This window comes from Paenibacillus qinlingensis, assembly GCF_031455095.1.
Lineage (GTDB): Bacteria > Bacillota > Bacilli > Paenibacillales > NBRC-103111 > Paenibacillus_E > Paenibacillus_E qinlingensis_A.
The window spans coordinates 1,755,023-1,774,612 of record NZ_JAVDSB010000001.1 but is presented as its reverse complement, the minus strand read 5'-3'; the positions used below and the strand labels follow the sequence as shown (position 1 = coordinate 1,774,612).

The window sequence follows — 19,590 nt, the reverse complement described above, 5'->3', positions numbered from 1 at the left end:
GACTCCGTTTGACGAGTGTTGGTAAATAAAATTTTGGAGGGACTCATTATGACATTATCAGGCAATATTCCTGTAATCCCAACGCCATTTCTACAGGGTAAAATTGAATACGCTGGTTTAGATCGCCTAATGGAACGAACGATCGACCACCTCGAAGGCTATGTCGTTTGCGGCAGCACGGGAGAAGCCCCGGCGTTGTCCATGCAGGAGCGAATCGACATCGTTAACTATATGGCTCCGAAAATGCCGGCAGGCAAAGAGCTCGTCATTGGTCTCGGACACACGAATTTGCAAGAAGCGATTCGCATCGGCTGCGCAGCCAAAGAGAGCGGCGTACGAGCAGCGCTTGTACCAAGTCCGTATTATTTTCCGAATTCGCCAGCCATGGTGACGGATTATGTAGGGCAACTGGCAGAAGGCACGCAGCTTGACATCGTCTTCTACGACAATCCCGTGACGACAAAGACGCATTTTACGACGGATGAGCTTCTCCAAATGGCGAGCGACATTCCACAGATCAAAGCGATCAAAATGACGGATCACCACTTCGAAAAAATTCGTCAACTCAAAGCTCGTTCTAGCTTGACCGTGTTCGGTGGAGATGACATCATCTGCTTCCGTTCGTTCGAGGCCGGGGTGGATGGCAGCATGATCATTGCCCCAATCATTTATCCGGAAGAGTTCCGCGCAAGCTGGCAAGCCTACAAAGCAGGAAGACGCGAAGAAAGCTACCGCATCTTCTCTGAAGTGATTCTACCTTTCATTCATATGTTCGGGCCAGGGGATGAAATTCCCACAACAAAGTCGCTTTTCCACCAGCTGGGCATCTTCGCCAGTAACGAGGTGAGATCGCCACTGCTCCCAGTTACAGAGCATCGTCTGCAAGAGGTCATGCTCGGCTTTAAAGCGGGGCTTGGGCATAAGGCTGTTTAGAGGGGAGAGGTCAACTGATGAAAGCATTGGTGTATGAAGGTCCGCGAGAGATGAACCTTCGTCAACTAGTAGACCCCGAACCTCTGGAAGACGAGGTGCTGATCCGGGTCGCGTACTCGGGGATATGTGGCTCAGAACTGAGCGGATTTTTAGGCCATAATGCGCTCCGTAAGCCGCCGATGGTGTTCGGGCACGAGTTTTCAGGCACGATTGAAGCGCTTGGCGCACGCGTGGTTCGCAACGGGCTGCACGTCGGTGCCCACGTGACAGCGAACCCGCTCGTGACATGCGGCGAGTGCCGCTACTGTTTGAGCGGGCGGCAGCAGCTGTGTCCGTCGCGACAGTTACTCAGCGCTGCGCTTCCTGGCAGCAACGCCGAGCTGGTCAAAATCCCGGCGCGCTTCGTCTACCCGCTGCCTAGCGGGATGCCGCTCAGACGTGGAGCGCTCGTCGAGCCGGTCGCCTGCGGTGTGCGGGTAGCGGAGTTGGCCGCACCGAAGCCCGGCGAACGGGCGGTTGTCGCCGGCATGGGACCAATCGGCCTGTTCGCGCTGCAGGCGCTGAAGCTGCATGGCGTCACGGACCTCTATGCGATCGACCTCAGTCCGGAGCGGCTCGAAATCGCCGAGTCGCTTGGCGCGATCCCCATAATGCCAAACAGTACTTCCGACGTGGCTGCTGAAGTACGACGCCTTACCGGCGGCGGGGCAGACATTGCCGTGGACGCCGTCGGGGCAAGTGTTACGCGCCGACAGTGCATCGACTTTACCGCGCCTGGCGGGCGAGTCATCGTAACAGGGCTGCACGAGGCGGAATCGTCCTTGCAGGTTAACACGATGATCCGCAGTGAAATCTCGCTGCTCGGCTCATTCGCCTACTCAGCCGTGACCTTCGAGAAGGCGCTTGCCTACCTCGCACACGGTTGGGTCGAACTTGACGAGTGGATAGAGGAAGCTCCGCTGGAGGCAGGTGCGGCTTGGTTCGATCAGCTTATCGCGAAACCTGGGAAAACCGCCAAGGTGCTGCTCGTGCCTTAACCGAGCACAGATCCGCCGGAATGGGTACATTCCGGCTTTTTGCGATTGCATAGAACTGGAAGAAATAGTCTTGTCTCGAGAAAGAAGGCAGGTTATGATATGGAAATAGGGAGTCCGAAGGGATTTATTTTAAATCTAAAAGTCTGATAATTCTGAATAATCTCTAAATTTGTCGGACAATGTAAATTCTCCACGAAACATGACGAAATAGGGAGGGTGGTTTAGAATGAATAGACTGCGAAAGTCGAATCGAAGAAAAAGTATCCTGATGACGATTCTGATCTCGTATATCGCCATCCTACTCTTTCCCGTCACAGCCGGCGTATATCTCTATCATCGGGTAGAGAGCATCATGGTGGACAATGCGAACCGAACCAATCTTGGCTTGCTCGAGCAAATAACGCTGGTCGTTGAGGACCGATTTAAAGAGGTCGATGGCATGGCCGTCCAGCTTGCTTTTAATCCGAAGCTTCAATGGTCTCTCAGTAACCTGGAAACCGATTATACGAAGAACGAGTTCGATTTAGCCGACATTATGAAAGATTTCCGCAATGCCAATAAATCCACTAGCTTTATCTATGATTTTATGACCTACTTCAAAAATTCGGATATGATTCTCACCTCATCCGGAAAAGCAGATTCCTCCTTCTATTTTGATAAAATCCTCAACTTTAACGAAAAAGGCACAGGTTGGGTCAGAGATACGTTGTTAACTGGCGCTCATTACAAATCGTATTTTCCGGTCACTTCGATTAAGGAAGGCGAGCGGGTCACCAACGTCCTAACGTATGTCCAGTCCCTCCCGCTTGGAGAAACCGTGAATGTAAAGGGTTATCTCGTCATCCTCATCAATGAAGCAGAATTTGATCGACTGATCAAACAGATTGAAAAGGTGAACCAAAGCTCGATTTATATTCTTGACGAACACAATCAGGTCATCATGACGACCGCAAAGAAGAGCCCATTGGGAAGTGGTGTGTTTGCGCAGCTTGGAAATAAGGCTGGGTACCAAACCTTTCAGCAAAACAATCAATCGATGATGCTATCCTATACGACAGGGCAGAACGGCTGGAAATTCGTCTCGGTCGTCCCGATGCAAGTGGTGTTGAAGCAAGTGAACGCGGTAAAGGAAATCGCACTGCTGTTGCTTTCCATGATCGTCGTTGCCGGAATTATTGCTTCCTATATCATGGCTTACCGCAATTATTCCCCGATTCGCGATGTTGTCCAAACCATTATGAAAGAGAACACCGCACATAAACAGGATATTGACGAAAATGAGCTCGATTATATCAAACAATCGTTCGTCCGCACATTTAGCGAAAATAAGGAAATGGGCCAAACATTAAAACGCCATGCGCCCGTTATCCAGGCCAATTTCTTATCCCGGCTGATTAAGGGACACATCGACGAATCGTCGCTCAGCGACGACTCCCTTGCTTTCATGGACGTTCATTTTGAATATGACTATTTCGGTGTCATTGTGCTGGATATCGAGGATTGCCGCGACTTTATTCAAGATAATACGGAGCAGGAATGGGCGCACGTGCGATTTATCCTTTCCAATATAAGCAGCGAACTGTTAGACAGTAGAGGTTTTACCGTAGAGATGGATCGCAGCCGAATGGCTATCCTTCTCAATGTCAGCAGCAATGCCGGCCCGATCAAGCAGGAGGTGGCGGCGCTTATCGATCTTCTGCAGAAAACAGCAGTCCATCGCTTTCATTTGAAAATATCGATCGCGGTTAGCCAGTTCCATAAGGGGCTTGAGGACATCGGTCGATGCTACCGCGAGGCGTTGATCGCACTCGATTATCGCATGATTAAGGGCGCGAATTCGATCATTTATCATGAAGAAATAGCAGGCTTTGAGCCTCGCTTTTACCATTATCAGCTGGAGGACGAAGTCCAGTTAATGAACTTTGCCAAGAGCGGCGACTATACAAGCGCGGAACGACTCCTCAATCAGATTTATACCGCGAATTTCCAATCGAATGTTATGACTCCGGAAATGGGGAAGTTTCTTTTGATTGATCTGCTCAGCACCGTTGTGAAAGTGATGAACGCTCTGCAATTTACCGACAAATCGCCATTCAAAGACTCGTTCGATCCTGCGAAAGTCTTGGTTGAATGTACGACGGCCGAAGAAGCCATTCAGAGAACGAAAGACATTTACCAGGCGATCTGCACGTTGACACGGGAAGAAAAAACCGACCATGGTGATCGATTATATGGCCGTATTTGTCACTACATCGACGAGCATTATTCGGAAAATGGCTTAAGCCTCGCTTCCATGGCAGATCATTTTCAAATCAGCCTTCAATACTTGTCGACGTTCTTCAAGCGACACAGCGGAGAGAACATTACAGACTATATTGCCACCGTACGCATTAAGCAGGCGAAAAGCATGTTATCCGATCCGAATATGACGATTGCGGAGATTGCGCTTAAGGTCGGGTACGCCAATGCGGTCGGCTTTGTCCGATTTTTCAAGAAGGTGGAAGGCGTGCCGCCAGGCAAGTATCGCGAAATGCTGAGTCGATAGAGCGGAAGAAAGGGGATGTGGGCATGCTCCATTATCGTGAGAAGGGAATTGTCTCGCTGCTGAAATCAACATTGGTGGTCTGTGCGATGCTCAGCCTTACTGTGGCATGCGAAGATACCGCTGAGTTGCCAGTAAGGCATTCCCCGCTAAATGATTCTAGCCCATACCCATCCTCTCTAACCTATTGGGTGCCGATGGATACGGATGCGGCTGTTACACTAAAAAGCTATGGGGATATGGGACTCTACAAGCAATTGACGAAAATTACGGGAACCCAGGTTACTTTCCTGCATCCCCCAATTGGGGCAGTGCCGGCGCAGGATCAGTTTCATTTGATGATGGCCTCTGGCGAGCTACCCGATGTCATCTATACGGATTGGTCAAAGAATAGCCCGGATAAAGCGATTCAAGACGGAAAAATTTTACGATTAAACGAAATTATTGAAAAGTATGCGCCGAACTTATCTAGACTGCTGAATGAGAAGCCATATCTTCGAAAAGAATTGACGAGTGACGAAGGGAATATTTACATGTTCCCCTCGATTGGCGACGATCCGCAAATTTTTGCATACCACGGACTCATGCTTCGCAAGGATTGGCTTGATAAACTGCATTTGAAACCACCGGTAACGATCGACGACTGGGAAAAGGTGTTGAGGGCTTTTCGTGATGGGGATCCGAATGGGAACGGACGGAAGGACGAAATTCCGTTTTTCTATCGTCAAACGGATATGGAGACGAGCTATCCCTTCATCGGCGCATTCGGCATTACTACCGGCTTTTATCAGGAAGATGGCTTGGTCAAGTATGGGCCTGCCCAGCCTGCGTTTAAGACATTCCTGACCTTGATGAACAAATGGTATGCAGAGGGATTAATTGACCGTAATTATTTGACCTCTGATATCAAAATAAGAGATGGACGCATGTTGGATAACCAGCTCGGCGCGGTGGCGGGTTGGGCTGGTAGCGGACTCGGCGCCTATATGCAGGCCATGAAGGCGAAGTTGCCCAATTTTAGCCTAATCGGTGTTCCATTCCCTGTGCTTAAAGAAGGAGGAACGCCCATATCGCTGGCAAGGCCGCTCATTATTGGCCTCGGCGCAGCCATCTCGGCCAAAACAACCCATCCGGAGCGCATTGCGGCTTGGCTCGATTACGGCTATGGGAAAGACGGGTCGATTTTGTACAATTTCGGCGTGGAAGGTCAAAGCTACACAATGAAGGATGGAAAGCCGCAGTATACCGATCTGATTCTTCACAATCCTGCAGGATTGACGATTTCTCAGGCTCTGTCGAGTTACTCGCTACAGTCGTCCAGCGGTCCGTTCGCGACGGATCCTGATGCAGACAAACAATGGCATGCCGATCCCGAGCAGGCTGACGCGATGATCAAGTGGTCAAAAGCCGATCATTCGAGAGCGCTGCCCAATGGGCTGCTGAATGCAGGAGAACAGGAGCAATTCGCCTCGATCATGGCCGACCTTTTGACCTATAAAGATGAAATGGTCAATAAGTTTATTATGGGCGCGGAACCGTTGTCAGCGTTCGATGAATATGTCCGTAAGTTGAATAAACTAGGGTTACATGAAGTTATTCGCATTAATCAGACCGCCTACGACCGATATTCGAGGAAGTGAAGGAGAAGACGCTATCAGGCGTCTTTTTTGCTTTCAGAAGAAGTAAATGGGATAACGGATGTTTAATTTGGACTATTTGGCTGGATTAGCCCCCGTTATATAGTCGTAGAGATGGCCCGATCTCGATCCGGCCTTTAACCCAATTTGTGAGGAGTCGATGAGAATATGGAAATGATGGAGCTTCTGCTCGGTACAGCAAAAGTGGATATTACGCCGCAGAGCCCGATGCCGCTGGCCGGATTCGGTCATCGGCACGGCGATTTCGAAGGCATTAATCATCCGTTATATTTGAAGGTTTGGTTTTTTGAACAAACGGAAGCCTCAAGCCTGGCAAGTAAAGCATTATTGATACACGCGGATATTCTTGCGTGGAGCACGGAACGCACGGAAGCAATTCAGAGCCTGCTATTCGAGCGATTCGGTTTGGAACCTGCATCGATAATCCTGCATGCGACCCATACACATAGCGGTCCAAGAACGCTTGATATTCCCGATCCTATGAACACTGATTACATGGAAGCATTGGAGTGCAGCCTGTTGGAAGCGGTCGAAGAGGCCTACCAGCAGCGGAAACCCGTCGTCATCGAGCGGGGATCCGGCGAATGCCAGCTTGGCATTCACCGCCGTAAGTTCGTAGATGGTGTGATGACCATGGCTCCAAACGAGGAGGGGCTGATCGATTCTGAGGTCAGCGTGATCCGATTCAGGAGCAAGCGAACGAACGAAACGGTAGGTGTATTGATCCATTACGCTTGCCATCCGACCACGACTGATCATAAATTCGTTAGTTCGGAATTCCCAGGCATTGCCATGGAACGCGTGGAGCAGGCCATCGGAGACGGGGCAATTGCTTCTTACTTACAAGGCTGCTGCGGCGACATCCGTCCTGCCTTAATCAACGGGGATGCCTTCTACCGTGGGGGGGATGAGGAGGTGCAGCGGCTCGGTACGCAACTAGCCGACGTCGTCCTGCAGGTGCTGCGACAGCCGATGCGGCAGCTCGAGCTCGGACGGATCAACGCGGAATCCGTAGAGGTGCAGCTTCCGTTTGAGTCAGTGCCGGACGCTATGCATCTGCAGCAGTCGGCGGAAGAGTCGGGGTTGGTCGGGGCATGGGGCCGGCGATTGCTGGCGGAACCCAATCGAGTTACCTCGCATATTCCGCTTAAACTGAATCAGGTTACGATTGCTAATGATCTCGTCTTCTTGGCGATGAACGGGGAAATCATGGTTGAGTACGGATTGTTCATCAAGAACCTGCATCCCGGTGGCGTGCTTCCGCTTGCATACAGCAACGGTATGGTGGGCTATATTCCGACAGATCAGCAGCTTGCCGAAGGCGGCTATGAACCAAATGAGTCCATTCACTACTATTTATTGCCTGCACCGTTTTCCCAAGGAATTGAAAAAGCCATATGTGACGCGGCTTCCCAGCTTCTCAAACGGACAATACTTAATCCGGATAACCCATATTTAATTTAGGCTATATGCGCATGAACCTGTTCTTTATATAGTGAAATCGAGCCGAGCAGCTCACAATATTCACCATTTAAGGGGGGTTCACGGTATGAATTTTAAGCGTAAGAAACAGATTGCGGCCGTACTTTCGATTTCCGTGCTAGGGGGCCTGGTGGTCGCTTGCAGCAACGAAACTCAACCGACATCAAGCACTACGAGTCCTACGAACGAAAGTGCAAAACCAACAGCAGCTCAGACGACCACAGGTCCGAAGTATCCAGCTTCCTTCTCGTATTGGGTAACCATGGATACCGATGCTGCGGTTTCCATCAAAAATTACAGCGAGATGGGTATCTACAAACAGCTTGAGAAGATTACAGGGACGAAGGTGGAGTTTCAGCATCCACCAGCAGGTGAGCAACAGGTGAAGGATCAATTCAATTTGATGATGGCGACAGGTAAGCTTCCTGATGTAATGGGGTATGCGTGGAAAGCGAATTCCCCGGACAAAGCGATCAAGGACGGCAAGATCCTTCGTCTGAATGAGATTATCGACAAATATGCCCCTAATTTATCGAAAATGCTCAAGGATAAGCCCGATTTGAAACGCCAGCTGACCAGTGACGACGGAAATATTTACGCGTTCCCGTTTGTGGGCGAAGACAACCCGGTATTTGTATTTCATGGTTTGTTTTTACGTAAGGATTGGCTCGATAAGCTTAAACTTCAGCCGCCAGCAACAGTCGACGAATGGGAGAAGGTTCTGACAGCATTCCGCGACGGGGACCCGAATGGCAATGGCAAAAAGGATGAAATCCCTTATTTCTATCGCCAAACCGATTACGAAACGAGCTATCCGTTTCTCGGCGCATACGGCCTCAACGCCGCTTTCTACCAAGAGAACGGCATCGTCAAATATGGACCTTACCAGCCGAAGTTCAAGGATTACTTGACATTGATGAATCGCTGGTACAGTCAAGGCTTGATCGACAAGGATTATTTAACTTCCGACGTTAAGCTAAGAGACAGCAAGACCTTAAATGATCTGATCGGCTCGCAAGCCGGCTGGGGCGGAAGCGGATTAGGCGGTTATTTGCAGCTTAAGCGGCAGCAGGATCCAAACACGGGCTTCAAGTTGGTCGGCGTACCGGTACCTTCTCTTAATAAGGGCGAGCTTGCAGTATCAGCCGGCGCACCAACCGCCCAATGGAGCGGCATCGGTGTAGCCATCACGACTTCGGCCAAAAATCCGGAACAGATTGCAGCATGGCTCGATTATGGCTACAGCAAGGAAGGTAAGACGCTGTACAACTTCGGTGTAGAAGGTCAAAGCTATACCCTTGATAACGGAAAGCCGAAATACACCGAGACGATTACGAAAAATCCGAACAAATTATCGATCACGCAAGCGCTCGGCATGTTTACGATTGTCGCTTCGAGCGGTCCGTTCCAAGCCGATGAAGACGCGGATCTGCAGTGGCATCCAGACCCAGATACGCAAGATGCGATGAGATCCTGGACGAAAGCCGATCACTCGAAATACATGCCGTCCAACCTCAATTCGGATGAACAGGCCAAAATCGCGTCCATTATGACGGATCTGCGGACATATCAATACGAAATGATCAACAAGTTTATTATGGGGCAAGAGCCGCTTACCAAATTTGACGAATTCATCGCCACGCTCAAAAAGCTGGGGATTGAAGACGCTACGAAAATTTATCAAACGCAGTATGAGAGATACATGAAAAAATCGTAAGCACCATGCAGATGAAGGAGGCGGAGGGCTGTTACTTGTTACGGCTCTCCCATTCTCCTTCGAACTAGGAGGAATCGTCTATGCAGCTTGAATCGAAGTCAGTGACGACGCTTCCAAATGTAGACCGAACGAAGTTCGGCTATCGGTTGAAGCGGGATTTGAAAGTGAATCGCTATCTTTATCTCATGGTATCACCTGTTGTCATTTATTACTTATTGTTTCATTACGGTCCGATGTACGGCATCCAAATCGCGTTTAAGAACTACTCGCCCGGCACAGGTATCTGGCACAGCCATTGGGTAGGCTTTAAATATTTTAACGAGTTTTTCCATAGCTTTTATTTCAGTAGGCTAATTCGGAATACACTGATCCTTAGCTCCTACGAACTCATTTTTCAATTCACGTCCCCGATTGTGTTGGCGTTCCTGCTGAACGAGCTTCGCAGCGCGCTGTTTAAACGGATCGTGCAAACGATCGCATATTTGCCCTATTTTATCTCGATGGTCGTTGTGGTTGGCTTTATTGTTGACTTCTTGGCGAGGGACGGGTTGCTTACGAACATGCTGAATTCTCTGTTTGGTATGGAGAAGGTAGCCTACCTAAGTAAGCCTGAATGGTTTCGAACGATTTTCGTCAGTTCAGGTGTCTGGCAGAACATTGGATGGGGCACCATCATCTATTTGGCTGCTATGGCTAACATAGACCCTTCACTCTACGAAGCGGCCAAAGTCGATGGGGCAAGCCGGCTGAAGATGAGCTACCACATCACGTTACCCGGCATTATGCCGACGGTTATTATCCTATTGATTTTGCAAATCGGCAGTTTGATGTCGGTCAATACCGATAAAATTCTGCTCTTGTATAATACCGCCACCTATGAAACAGCAGATGTGATTGGCACCTATGTTTACCGCAAGGGTATATTAGAGGCCAACTTCAGCTACAGCGCCGCAATTGGCTTATTTAACTCCGTCATCAACTTTGTACTTCTCGTGATGGCCAATTCGCTAAGTAAACGATTAACCGAAACAAAGCTTTGGTAGAAGGGGGGAAACGCGATGATTAGGCGCTCAATGGGAGAACGAATGTTTGATATCGGCAATGTCCTTTTTATGCTGCTGCTCGTGTTTGTCACCTTGTATCCGTTCTGGTACGTATTCGTTTCCTCCATCAGTGATCCGGCATGGGTAGCGCGAACACGCGGGTTGATTTGGCTGCCGCACGGCTTCAACTTGAGCTCGTATAAAGCGGTTTTTCATAATCCGATTATACAAACAGGGTACTTGAACACTCTGTTCATCGTGGTCGTTGGCACGATGATCAACATCTTCATGACCTCGCTGGGAGCCTATGTTCTTTCCAGGCAAAACGTCATGCTGAAGAACATCATTATGTTTATGATCGTGTTTACGATGTTTTTTGGCGGCGGCTTGATCCCGAATTACATCCTTGTGACCAGCCTCGGCATGCTCGATAGCTTATGGGCGCTCATTATCCCGGTGGCCGTAGGCTCCTTTAACTTGATTATTATGCGAACCGCATTCCAAGCGGTCCCCGTCAGCCTTGAGGAATCGGCGCGAATGGACGGAGCGAACGATTTTACGATTTTGTTCCGGATCGTGCTTCCGCTATCTCTGCCTGTCGTAGCCGTTATGATCTTGTTTTACGGCGTTGCTCATTGGAACTCCTGGTTTGGTGCGCTCATCTATCTTCGGGACCGTACGCATTATCCGTTGCAGCTGATCTTAAGGGAGATCCTCATCAGTAACAGCACAGACAGCATGACAGCGGATTCCGGCGGGGATAAGCTGCAGGTCGCGCTAACCATCAAGTATGCGACGATCATCGTAGCCACGGGTCCGATACTCATTCTTTATCCTTACTTGCAGAAGTTTTTTGTGAAGGGCGTTATGATTGGCGCCATTAAGGAATAACGAGGAGAGTGAATTCATGTTCGGCCGAAAAATGTTTGCGGCAAGCTTGAGTCTGGCCATCATTTGCAGTTTAGCTATTGTGGGAGTTCCGAAAGCGCTGGCAGCCGCAACGGATTATTATGTTTCGTCCACAGGCAGCGATTCCAATCCTGGCACAATGGCGCAGCCTTTTCTGACGATCCTTAAAGCGTCCCAAGCTGCTGCGCCTGGTACCACTGTTCACGTCTTGCCGGGGACGTACACAGGCGGCTTTCAAACGAAAGCGAACGGGATGGCTTCTGCCCGCATCCGCTATGTGTCCGATGTCCTGTGGGGGGCGCGCCTCGTTCCTCCTGCCGTGAATGCCAGTGGTTATGTTTGGGATAATCAGGGTAGTTACGTGGATATCGAAGGTTTTGAGGTGGATGGGAACGGCAGCGACACGCGCAACGGCTTATATAATGAAGGTTCTTATGTCGGGATCAAAAATAATCACGTTCACGATATTGCGACGAACATCCCGTGCACAGGCAGCGGTGGAGCAGCCATTAACACCGATTATTATCATTATGGCGTGGAAACGGAAATCAGCGGCAACATCGTCCATAACATCGGGTACGCCGGATGCAGTTTCATACAAGGTATTTATGTCAGCACATCAGGCACTGTCAAAAATAACCTCGTCTACCAGAACGGTGGTGCTGCCCTTCACCTTTGGCACGACGCCAATCATGTCACGATCGCGAACAATACCATTTTCTCTTCGTGGTTTGGTATGGTCATCGGCGGGGGCGATTTCTGGCATACGCAAGGACCAGCTGAAGAAATCCATGTATCGAACAACATTGTTTTTGATAATAGTTACGGGATCTCCGAACAGGGGAAAACCGGAACAAACAATACGTACACGAACAATCTGATTTTCCAAAACAGTATATACGACCTGAGTCTGCAGAACGGATTAACGGCTGTTGGCACCATTTCAGCTAATCCGCAATTTGTGTATTACGACTCGGCGGGCGGCGGCAATTATCATATCAAATATACATCGCCTGCTATCGACTCAGGGGTACCGGATGATGCACCTGCGGTCGATTTGGATGGGAAAACACGACCTCGAGGCGCCGGTTTCGATATCGGAGCTTATGAATACGATCCGAATGGTTTTACGATTCAGGCGGTATCGCGTGCGCTTCGCATCGGAGAAACGACACAAATCGTATCATCCTATGATTTGAGCGGTGCGCTGTATACAAGCGACAACCCTGCTGTTGCCATGGTTAATGGAAACGGATTGGTTACGGCCGTCTCGAATGGTGTCGCGAATATCACGGCTGTCGTCGGAGGAAATGGGACACCAAAGAGCAGTGCGGTACTGATTAAGGTGGCGGAGCGATTGCAGTCCATTTCGCTGCAAACCGGTGATCCAACGCCGGAAATCGGGCAAACCCAGAAGTATATGGTAGCTGGTCTGATGAGCGACGGCAGCGCAGCCAATTTGAGCGCCGCATCGATTCGCTACTATATGAAAGGCAACACCATTGCGTCTGTCAGTTCAACTGGTTTAGTAACAGGCATCAATAGTGGAATGGACACGCTCAATGTTGATGTGACGTTGGATGGTGTAACGAAACGGATGAATATTTCCGTCACTATCGCAGCGCCTACGATTGCATCCGTCGCGCTTTCTGCACCAAGCAGCTCTCTAGTCAAGGGACAGACGACGCAGCTGGCGGTTGCGGGGACAGCGACGAATGGCAAGCCGGCTTCACTAAAAACGTCCACCATCGCCTACCAGAGCAGTAACACCGCAGTCGCAACCGTCAGTACTGCGGGGCTTGTCACTGCGATTTCCCCAGGGACAGCTATCCTAAAAGCCAACGTGACGCTGAACGGAGTAACACTTTCCGCTACATTCACGATTACCGTGCAGCCTGGTTTATCCGTGATAACCGGGTTTACTAAGCTGCCTCTCATTGCCAAAACCACGGGCACAATCATCTATGCACCAACACTGCAATTCGAGGCCAATCAGGCAGGGGAATCCATCACATTCGGTGTGGATGTGCCGGAAACACACCTGTACCAGCTTCGCATGACGACCTTTAAGGCGACCAGCTACGGCAAGTATTCGATTAAGCTGGATGGACAGTCGCTTTCTGACTATAACTTTTACGGTTCGACGGGAAGAAGTACCGTGTTCGAGCCGATCGGGTCGATGCAGCTGACGAAAGGCGTTCATCAGCTTACGTTCTTGAATATCGGCAAGAACGAAGAGTCCACCAATTACAAAATGGGGGTCATCGATTTGGAGCTTCTCGCAATGCCCGATAGTATACCGCCAGTAACGAGCGCTGGGGTGCAGGGTAACATCCATAACGGTTGGTTTACGTCCGACGTGACGATCAGCTTAAGTGCGGCGGACGACGATACGGGTGTTAACCGAACAGAGTATCGTCTGGACGATGCAGCGGATTGGTCAACGTACAGCGGACCGATAACGATCACGACAGATGGCGCTCATACCCTCGCTTACCGTTCGATCGACGCAGCGGGGAACGTGGAACAAGCGAAGGTGCTGCCAATTAACATTGACCAAACGGCGCCAGTCTTAACCGTTACGCTAGATCCGTCGTCGCTGTGGCCTCCGAACCACAAGATGGTGACCATCCATGCGCAGCCGAGCGCGGTAGACACAGCTTCTGAGATTGCGGCGATAACCTTGACCTCGATCACTAGTAATGAAACGGATGCGGGGGATGTAGATATCATTGCAAATATCGGATCGACGGACGTGACTTTCCAATTACGGGCGGAACGCAATGGGAACGGAAATGGTCGGATTTACACAGTCACGTATACCGCCGTCGACCAAGCGGGCCATCAAACATCAGCTTCCGCTACTGTATCCATACCTCATGATCAATCGAATGCACAACAATAGAAACCTTGGAGGATAACAAAAACCATGCAAAATCCAATTGGAAAGGGGTGAGGATCATGTAACGAGTTAGTCCGATCAACAGGTCGCTGCAGGCAGCCGGACATCCATGAATAGGCGGGGAAAGGATGTTTTTAAACCTGAAGGAGGAAAATGTATGGTGATCAATGGGTATGTTGGAAGGAAATTAGGGTTTGGAAAAGTAGTGGCCATCGTCTTGTGCTTGATGATGATACTTAGCTTGTTTATGTTGGTGCCGCCAAAAGCACTTGCTGCAGGGGACATTTGGGTAGCGCCAACAGGCAATGATTCGTCACCGGGCGACGGTTCGCAAGCACATCCATACGCAACGATCGGTAAAGCGTATTCCGTTGCGACTTCAGGCGACACCATTAAAGTCAAAGCGGGGACGTATTCAGTGGGTACATCATCAGCAGGCTTTAAAACAACGAAAGACAATATCACCTATGTGTCCATCGATGGACTCTACCAAGCGACCATTGTACCGACGGACGTCACCAAAGAATTTAACATTTGGGAGAACTGGGGAAACAATGTCGTCATCAATGGATTCGAAATTGACGGCACTGGCGCGAAAGCAAGAAACGGCCTGTTAAATCAAGGTTCGTACGTCACGATTAAAAATAATGATGTCCACAATATCATGCAATCGTTTTGTGATAGTGGCGGAGGCGCTGGCATTAACATCACCGACTACAATACCACTACAACTAGCTTCATGGTAGGTACGGTAGTTACGGCTAATCGCGTTCACGACATCGGTGACGGCACTTGCGGTTATGTCCAAAGTATTTATATCAGCACAAGAGCGACTGTAACGAACAACGTTGTTTATAACAATCCTGGCGGAGCAGGCATTCACCTTTGGCATGACGCCCACCAAGTTACCATTGTGAATAACACCGTTGTCGACCATAAATTCGGCATCGTCGTAGGTGCAACCAATGGTACTGCCGGCGGATACAAAGCCTGTACGGTAGAAAGTTGGGGTTGTTCAGCTGATAACGTCTACGTTTCCAATAATATCATTCAGAACAGTAATGCCGGCACCACTTATGGCATTGACTTATCTGGGACAGTGGGATCAAGCAACACTTACGATTACAATCTGATCAACGGTACCACTTATTATTGGTACCCAACGACCATGACGCACGGTACCCACAATATTACGGGGTCAAATCCATTGTTTGTGAACAGTGTGGGCCATGATTTCAAGATTACGTCCACCTCTCCAGCTAAAAATGCGGGAGGCACGACAAATGCACCTACCGTCGATTTTGATGGGAATAACCGTGACTCATCACCAGACATGGGGGCCTATGAATACGGTGCAACGGGCAGCACATCACTGACGTTCTGGGAAAAGGACAGCGAAGCAGGTTCCACTTCGACTTACTGGTTTAAACAAGCGCTGGTGGACGGTGTTGTCGTATGGGAAAGCGATGTAACGGCAGACGGGACAGCGTGGCAATCGCATACCGTCACGATTAATCCGTCCAATCCGACTTTTACGCTGCAGTTTAGACTAATCAGCAAGAAGGCTGTCTCTAATTACCCGATTTCATTGTACGTCGACGATGTTTCGGTGAGCGGAGCAACGATCACGAACGCTGACTTCGAGGGAACGACGGGCTGGACCTACAGCGAATCCGTTCCTCCGTTCACCGGTGCTTACGATACAACTTTCCATGGCGGAGCTAAGTCTTATAAAATTTCCTATCCAGGTTCAACCGCTTCTTCGGCAAACGATAGCGCCTCGATCTCGCAGTCGGTGTCGACCAACACTCGGACGCTGACGTTCTGGGAGAAGGATAGTGAAGCGGGTACGACCTCAACTTACTGGTATAAACAGGCGCTTGTGGACGGTGTAGTCGTATGGGAGAGCGACGTGACGGCGGACGGGACGGCGTGGCAGTCGCACTCCATCACGATCAACCCGGCAAGTTCGAGTTTCACGCTGCAGTTTAGGCTGATCAGCAAGAAGGGCGTCACGAACTACCCGGTTTCCCTGTACGTTGACGACGTTGCAGTGAGTGGAAAGACGATCACAAACGCGGACTTCGAGGGGACGACAGGTTGGACCTACAGCGAATCTGTTACTCCGTTCACTGGCGCTTATGATACGACGTTCCATGGTGGGGCCAAGTCGTATAAGATTTCATACCCTGGTTCAACTACTTCGGCAATTGGCGATAACGCCTCAATCTCGCAATCGCTGTAACGCAATGGGTTATTCATTCACGGTGTTAGATTCAGAAGGGGCAGGGCATTATCCTTGCGCTGTCTCCTTTTGTTTCCTATATAAAACTTATGTAAAGGGTGGATACGTATGAAGTTTGGCATGTCCAAGGCGGATATTACGCCGCAATCACCTGTATTTATGTCTGGCTTTGGAGACCGGACGCACGAAAGCGAGGGGATCCACGATCCTGTTTATGCAAAGGCTGTGCTCCTGCAGGCAAACAAATCGCTTCTTATCCTTACCTTGGATTTGTCGGGGGGCGATCGCAGCTTCATCGATGGGATTAAGAGTGAACTAGAACAAACGTTCGATTTGAAGCATGACGAAGTACTTATCAATTTCTCTCATACACACCACGCCGTTGCTGCAAGAGGGGAAGGAAATGCCAGCACGAATAGTGTGGTATACCGCAGCGCGATTGATTACGGATTTATTCGCGATACGATTGTGGGTCTTGTGAACGAATGTTACTCCAATTCGGAAGAAGGTCAACTTCAGCTCGCATGCGGAACCTCCAAATTTGGTGTCAGCCGCCGAAAACTGACAGAGAGAGGCGTCCTGTGGAAGCCAGCCTACGATGTGGAGATTGATCATGATCTTTTCGTGCTGAAGTTGGTAGATCAATCGAATGAACTCAAGGGCATTCTGTACAGCTACGGCTGTCATCCAACCTCAATGAGCTCGGACAATTATTTAATTTCCAATGATTTTCCGGGAAAAACGAGCAGCTACCTCGAAGAAACCTATCCGGGTGTAACTGCCGTGTTCCTGCAAGGCTGCGCCGCTGAAATTAAGCCGCTGAAATGTGCGGTTGACGACGATTTTATCAGCTGCAACTTTGAGCAGATGGAAGAGGCAGGCGTCGATTTAGCCAGAGACATCATTCGCGTGCTGGAGGAGCAATCGTTCAGCCCAGTCGAAGGCGCCTTCAAGACGATTTTGGTTGAAGCCAACCTAATTATGGAACATACGCCCATTGAATTTTTCGAAAGCATCGTGAACAATCCCGCAATTGGCGAAGTTCGCCGTAGAGGGGCGAAGCGCAAAATCGAGTTTATGAAGGAAGGACTCACGAAGGATCGGACGTCAATCTATATCAGTGTCTGGCAACTGGACGAGGAGACGCGCCTCATTGCGATGGAAGGGGAAATCTCGACCGAGTACTCGCTCATGCTCAAGAAAATGTTCCCTGGCGGAAAAACGATCGTTCTCGGTTATTCGAACGGCGTTACCTTCTATGTCCCTACTCGTAAAATGATTAGCGAAGGCGGCTATGAGGTGGACTACAACCATATCGGCGGTACGTTCAGCGGCATCTTTTTACCTGAAATCGAAGATATCATCGTGGGACAAATTGCAAAGGCCGATTCAGCACTTCGTCTGGCGGATGCGGCAAAATAGAGGGGATGGATATAAGATGCAGGTGGAAACCAATGCCGAGAAATGGTTAAAGCGTCTGACGCTGGATCAAAAGATCGCGCAGATGATCGTGGTTAGAGGACATGACTACGCGCAAAAAGCGAAACAAATGAACGCGGAAGGCCGATTAGGCGGCGTGGGGGCCGTCATGCTGACGACCAAGGGATCGCGCGAGCTGGAAGATATCATCTCGTGGGTTAATGAGTGCCATGCGCAAGCCACCGCACCCATTCTCTTTTATTTGGATGCAGAGCACGGCCTTGCCGACACGTTCAACTTTGGGACGCCGTTTCCGACGTTGATGGCGCTCGGCGCAACCCGCTCTAAAGAGCTGGCCTATCAAATGGGGCGCTGCATTGCTAGAGAGGCCCGTGCCATCGGCTTCGGTGTCGTGAGCAATCCGACGGTTGACGTCAACTCTAATCCCGACAACCCAATTATCAATACGCGGGCAATCAGCGACCGTACGGAGCTCGTCTCTTTGCTGGCCGCGGAAGTGGTCAGAGGCATGCAAGAGGAGGGAGTCGTTCCGACAGCCAAGCATTTTCCTGGGCATGGGGATACGGAGGTCGATTCCCATGTAGCGATGCCCGTTGTAACACGAGATAAGGCATCCCTGATGGAGCTGGAGCTGGCACCATATCGGGAGTTGATTGCCGAAGGACTGCTCGGCATCATGACCGCACACATTTTGTACCCGGCGCTGCTTGGTGCTGAAGAAGAGCGCGTACCCGCTACGCTGTCGAGGGCAATCATGACTGACCTGCTGCGAGACGAGCTCGGGTTCGAGGGGCTGCTCATCTCCGACAGCTTGACCATGCGCGGCATCAAGGTGGAGTACGGGATCGAGCGGGCAGCTGTGCTAGCGGTGAAAGCCGGCCATGATATCATTTTGCAAGACTATGAGACGGATCCTGAAATCACGTTTCAAGCGCTTTATGATGCGGTAGAGTCCGGCGAAATTGAGATGGAACAGATCGATTCGTCCGTTAAACGCATCTTAGAGATCAAAGAAAAGCTCCAGTTGCTGGAGCATCGCCCGATCTCGGCAGAAGAAGCGTCGCTCGTCGTCAGCTCCCCGATGCACGCCGCCGTTTCAGCGGAAATCGCTGACAAATCCGTTACCGTGTTGGAGGCAGCCACATTGCCGTTTTCCGGGAAATCGACACTGGTCATTGCGACAATCGGCGAAGAAGAAGGATTAGAGGCAGAGGATCTCGGGTACGTTGTCAAAGGCAAAACGACTTACCTTCGGGAGCGAATGAGGGATTATGCAAGTGATTTCGACATGCTGCTTATTCAAGAGCAGCCGACAGTGGAGGACTTCGCCAACGTACAGCAAGCGCTTGAAGCACGAGCCTACGAGGATGTCGTCTATGCGACATTCGTCCGCGTGTTGTCCTACAAAGAAGGAAGCGGTACGGTACCGGACTCCCAGCTTGCCTTAATCGAATTGATCAAGCGCCATGCAGCTGAGGCGGCGCTGCTCATATTTGGAAGTCCCTATATTTTGCGGAAAATGACGCCGCCGGGCAATTGCATTTGCACATACGGCGACTGTGAATATTCAATCGATGCTGCACTTAAGGTTTTGTATGGCCGGCTTCAGGCGGTAGGAAAGCTGCCGGTAACGGTGAATGAGCAATATCCATTTGGCTACGGATTGTGAGAAAGGGGAGCTA

General features: G+C 50.1%; 12 protein-coding genes. All 12 read left to right on the top strand.

Going from position 1 to position 19,590, the window contains the following annotated elements:
* Window positions 1–48 precede the first annotated feature (48 nt).
* Entirely contained in the window at window positions 49–933 is an 885-nt protein-coding gene (locus tag J2736_RS07995; protein ID WP_310225087.1) for a dihydrodipicolinate synthase family protein, read from the top strand.
* Window positions 934–950: 17 nt separating this feature from the next.
* Window positions 951–1,970 (top strand): zinc-dependent alcohol dehydrogenase, encoded by a 1,020-nt coding sequence (locus tag J2736_RS07990; RefSeq protein ID WP_310225085.1) that lies wholly within the window; start codon window positions 951–953, stop codon window positions 1,968–1,970.
* A 226-nt stretch (window positions 1,971–2,196) separates the two neighbouring features.
* Window positions 2,197–4,515, top strand: coding sequence for a helix-turn-helix domain-containing protein (locus J2736_RS07985; RefSeq protein ID WP_310225083.1), 2,319 nt, complete (start codon window positions 2,197–2,199; stop codon window positions 4,513–4,515).
* A gap of 23 nt (window positions 4,516–4,538) precedes the next feature.
* Window positions 4,539–6,152: an extracellular solute-binding protein gene (locus J2736_RS07980; protein WP_310225081.1), complete on the top strand. Its 1,614-nt coding sequence runs from the start codon at window positions 4,539–4,541 to the stop codon at window positions 6,150–6,152.
* Window positions 6,153–6,317: 165 nt separating this feature from the next.
* Complete coding sequence (locus J2736_RS07975) at window positions 6,318–7,634, top strand: neutral/alkaline non-lysosomal ceramidase N-terminal domain-containing protein (protein WP_310225079.1); 1,317 nt, start codon at window positions 6,318–6,320, stop codon at window positions 7,632–7,634.
* An 85-nt stretch (window positions 7,635–7,719) separates the two neighbouring features.
* Window positions 7,720–9,369 (top strand): type 2 periplasmic-binding domain-containing protein, encoded by a 1,650-nt coding sequence (locus J2736_RS07970; protein WP_310225077.1) that lies wholly within the window; start codon window positions 7,720–7,722, stop codon window positions 9,367–9,369.
* A gap of 80 nt (window positions 9,370–9,449) precedes the next feature.
* A complete protein-coding gene (locus J2736_RS07965; protein WP_310225076.1) occupies window positions 9,450–10,412 on the top strand; it encodes an ABC transporter permease in 963 nt (320 codons plus the stop codon).
* A 15-nt stretch (window positions 10,413–10,427) separates the two neighbouring features.
* The gene (locus tag J2736_RS07960; protein WP_310225074.1) at window positions 10,428–11,303 is read left to right on the top strand and encodes a carbohydrate ABC transporter permease; all 876 of its coding nucleotides are present in this window, start codon (window positions 10,428–10,430) and stop codon (window positions 11,301–11,303) included.
* Between the two features lie 16 nt (window positions 11,304–11,319).
* Complete coding sequence (locus J2736_RS07955; RefSeq protein WP_310225072.1) at window positions 11,320–14,226, top strand: Ig-like domain-containing protein; 2,907 nt, start codon at window positions 11,320–11,322, stop codon at window positions 14,224–14,226.
* 154 nt (window positions 14,227–14,380) lie between these two features.
* Complete coding sequence (locus J2736_RS07950; protein ID WP_310225070.1) at window positions 14,381–16,468, top strand: right-handed parallel beta-helix repeat-containing protein; 2,088 nt, start codon at window positions 14,381–14,383, stop codon at window positions 16,466–16,468.
* 108 nt (window positions 16,469–16,576) lie between these two features.
* Entirely contained in the window at window positions 16,577–17,890 is a 1,314-nt protein-coding gene (locus J2736_RS07945; RefSeq protein WP_310225069.1) for a neutral/alkaline non-lysosomal ceramidase N-terminal domain-containing protein, read from the top strand.
* Window positions 17,877–19,577: a glycoside hydrolase family 3 protein gene (locus tag J2736_RS07940; protein WP_310225067.1), complete on the top strand. Its 1,701-nt coding sequence runs from the start codon at window positions 17,877–17,879 to the stop codon at window positions 19,575–19,577. Before J2736_RS07945 ends, J2736_RS07940 begins: the two co-directional genes overlap by 14 nt.
* Window positions 19,578–19,590: the final 13 nt, after the last annotated feature.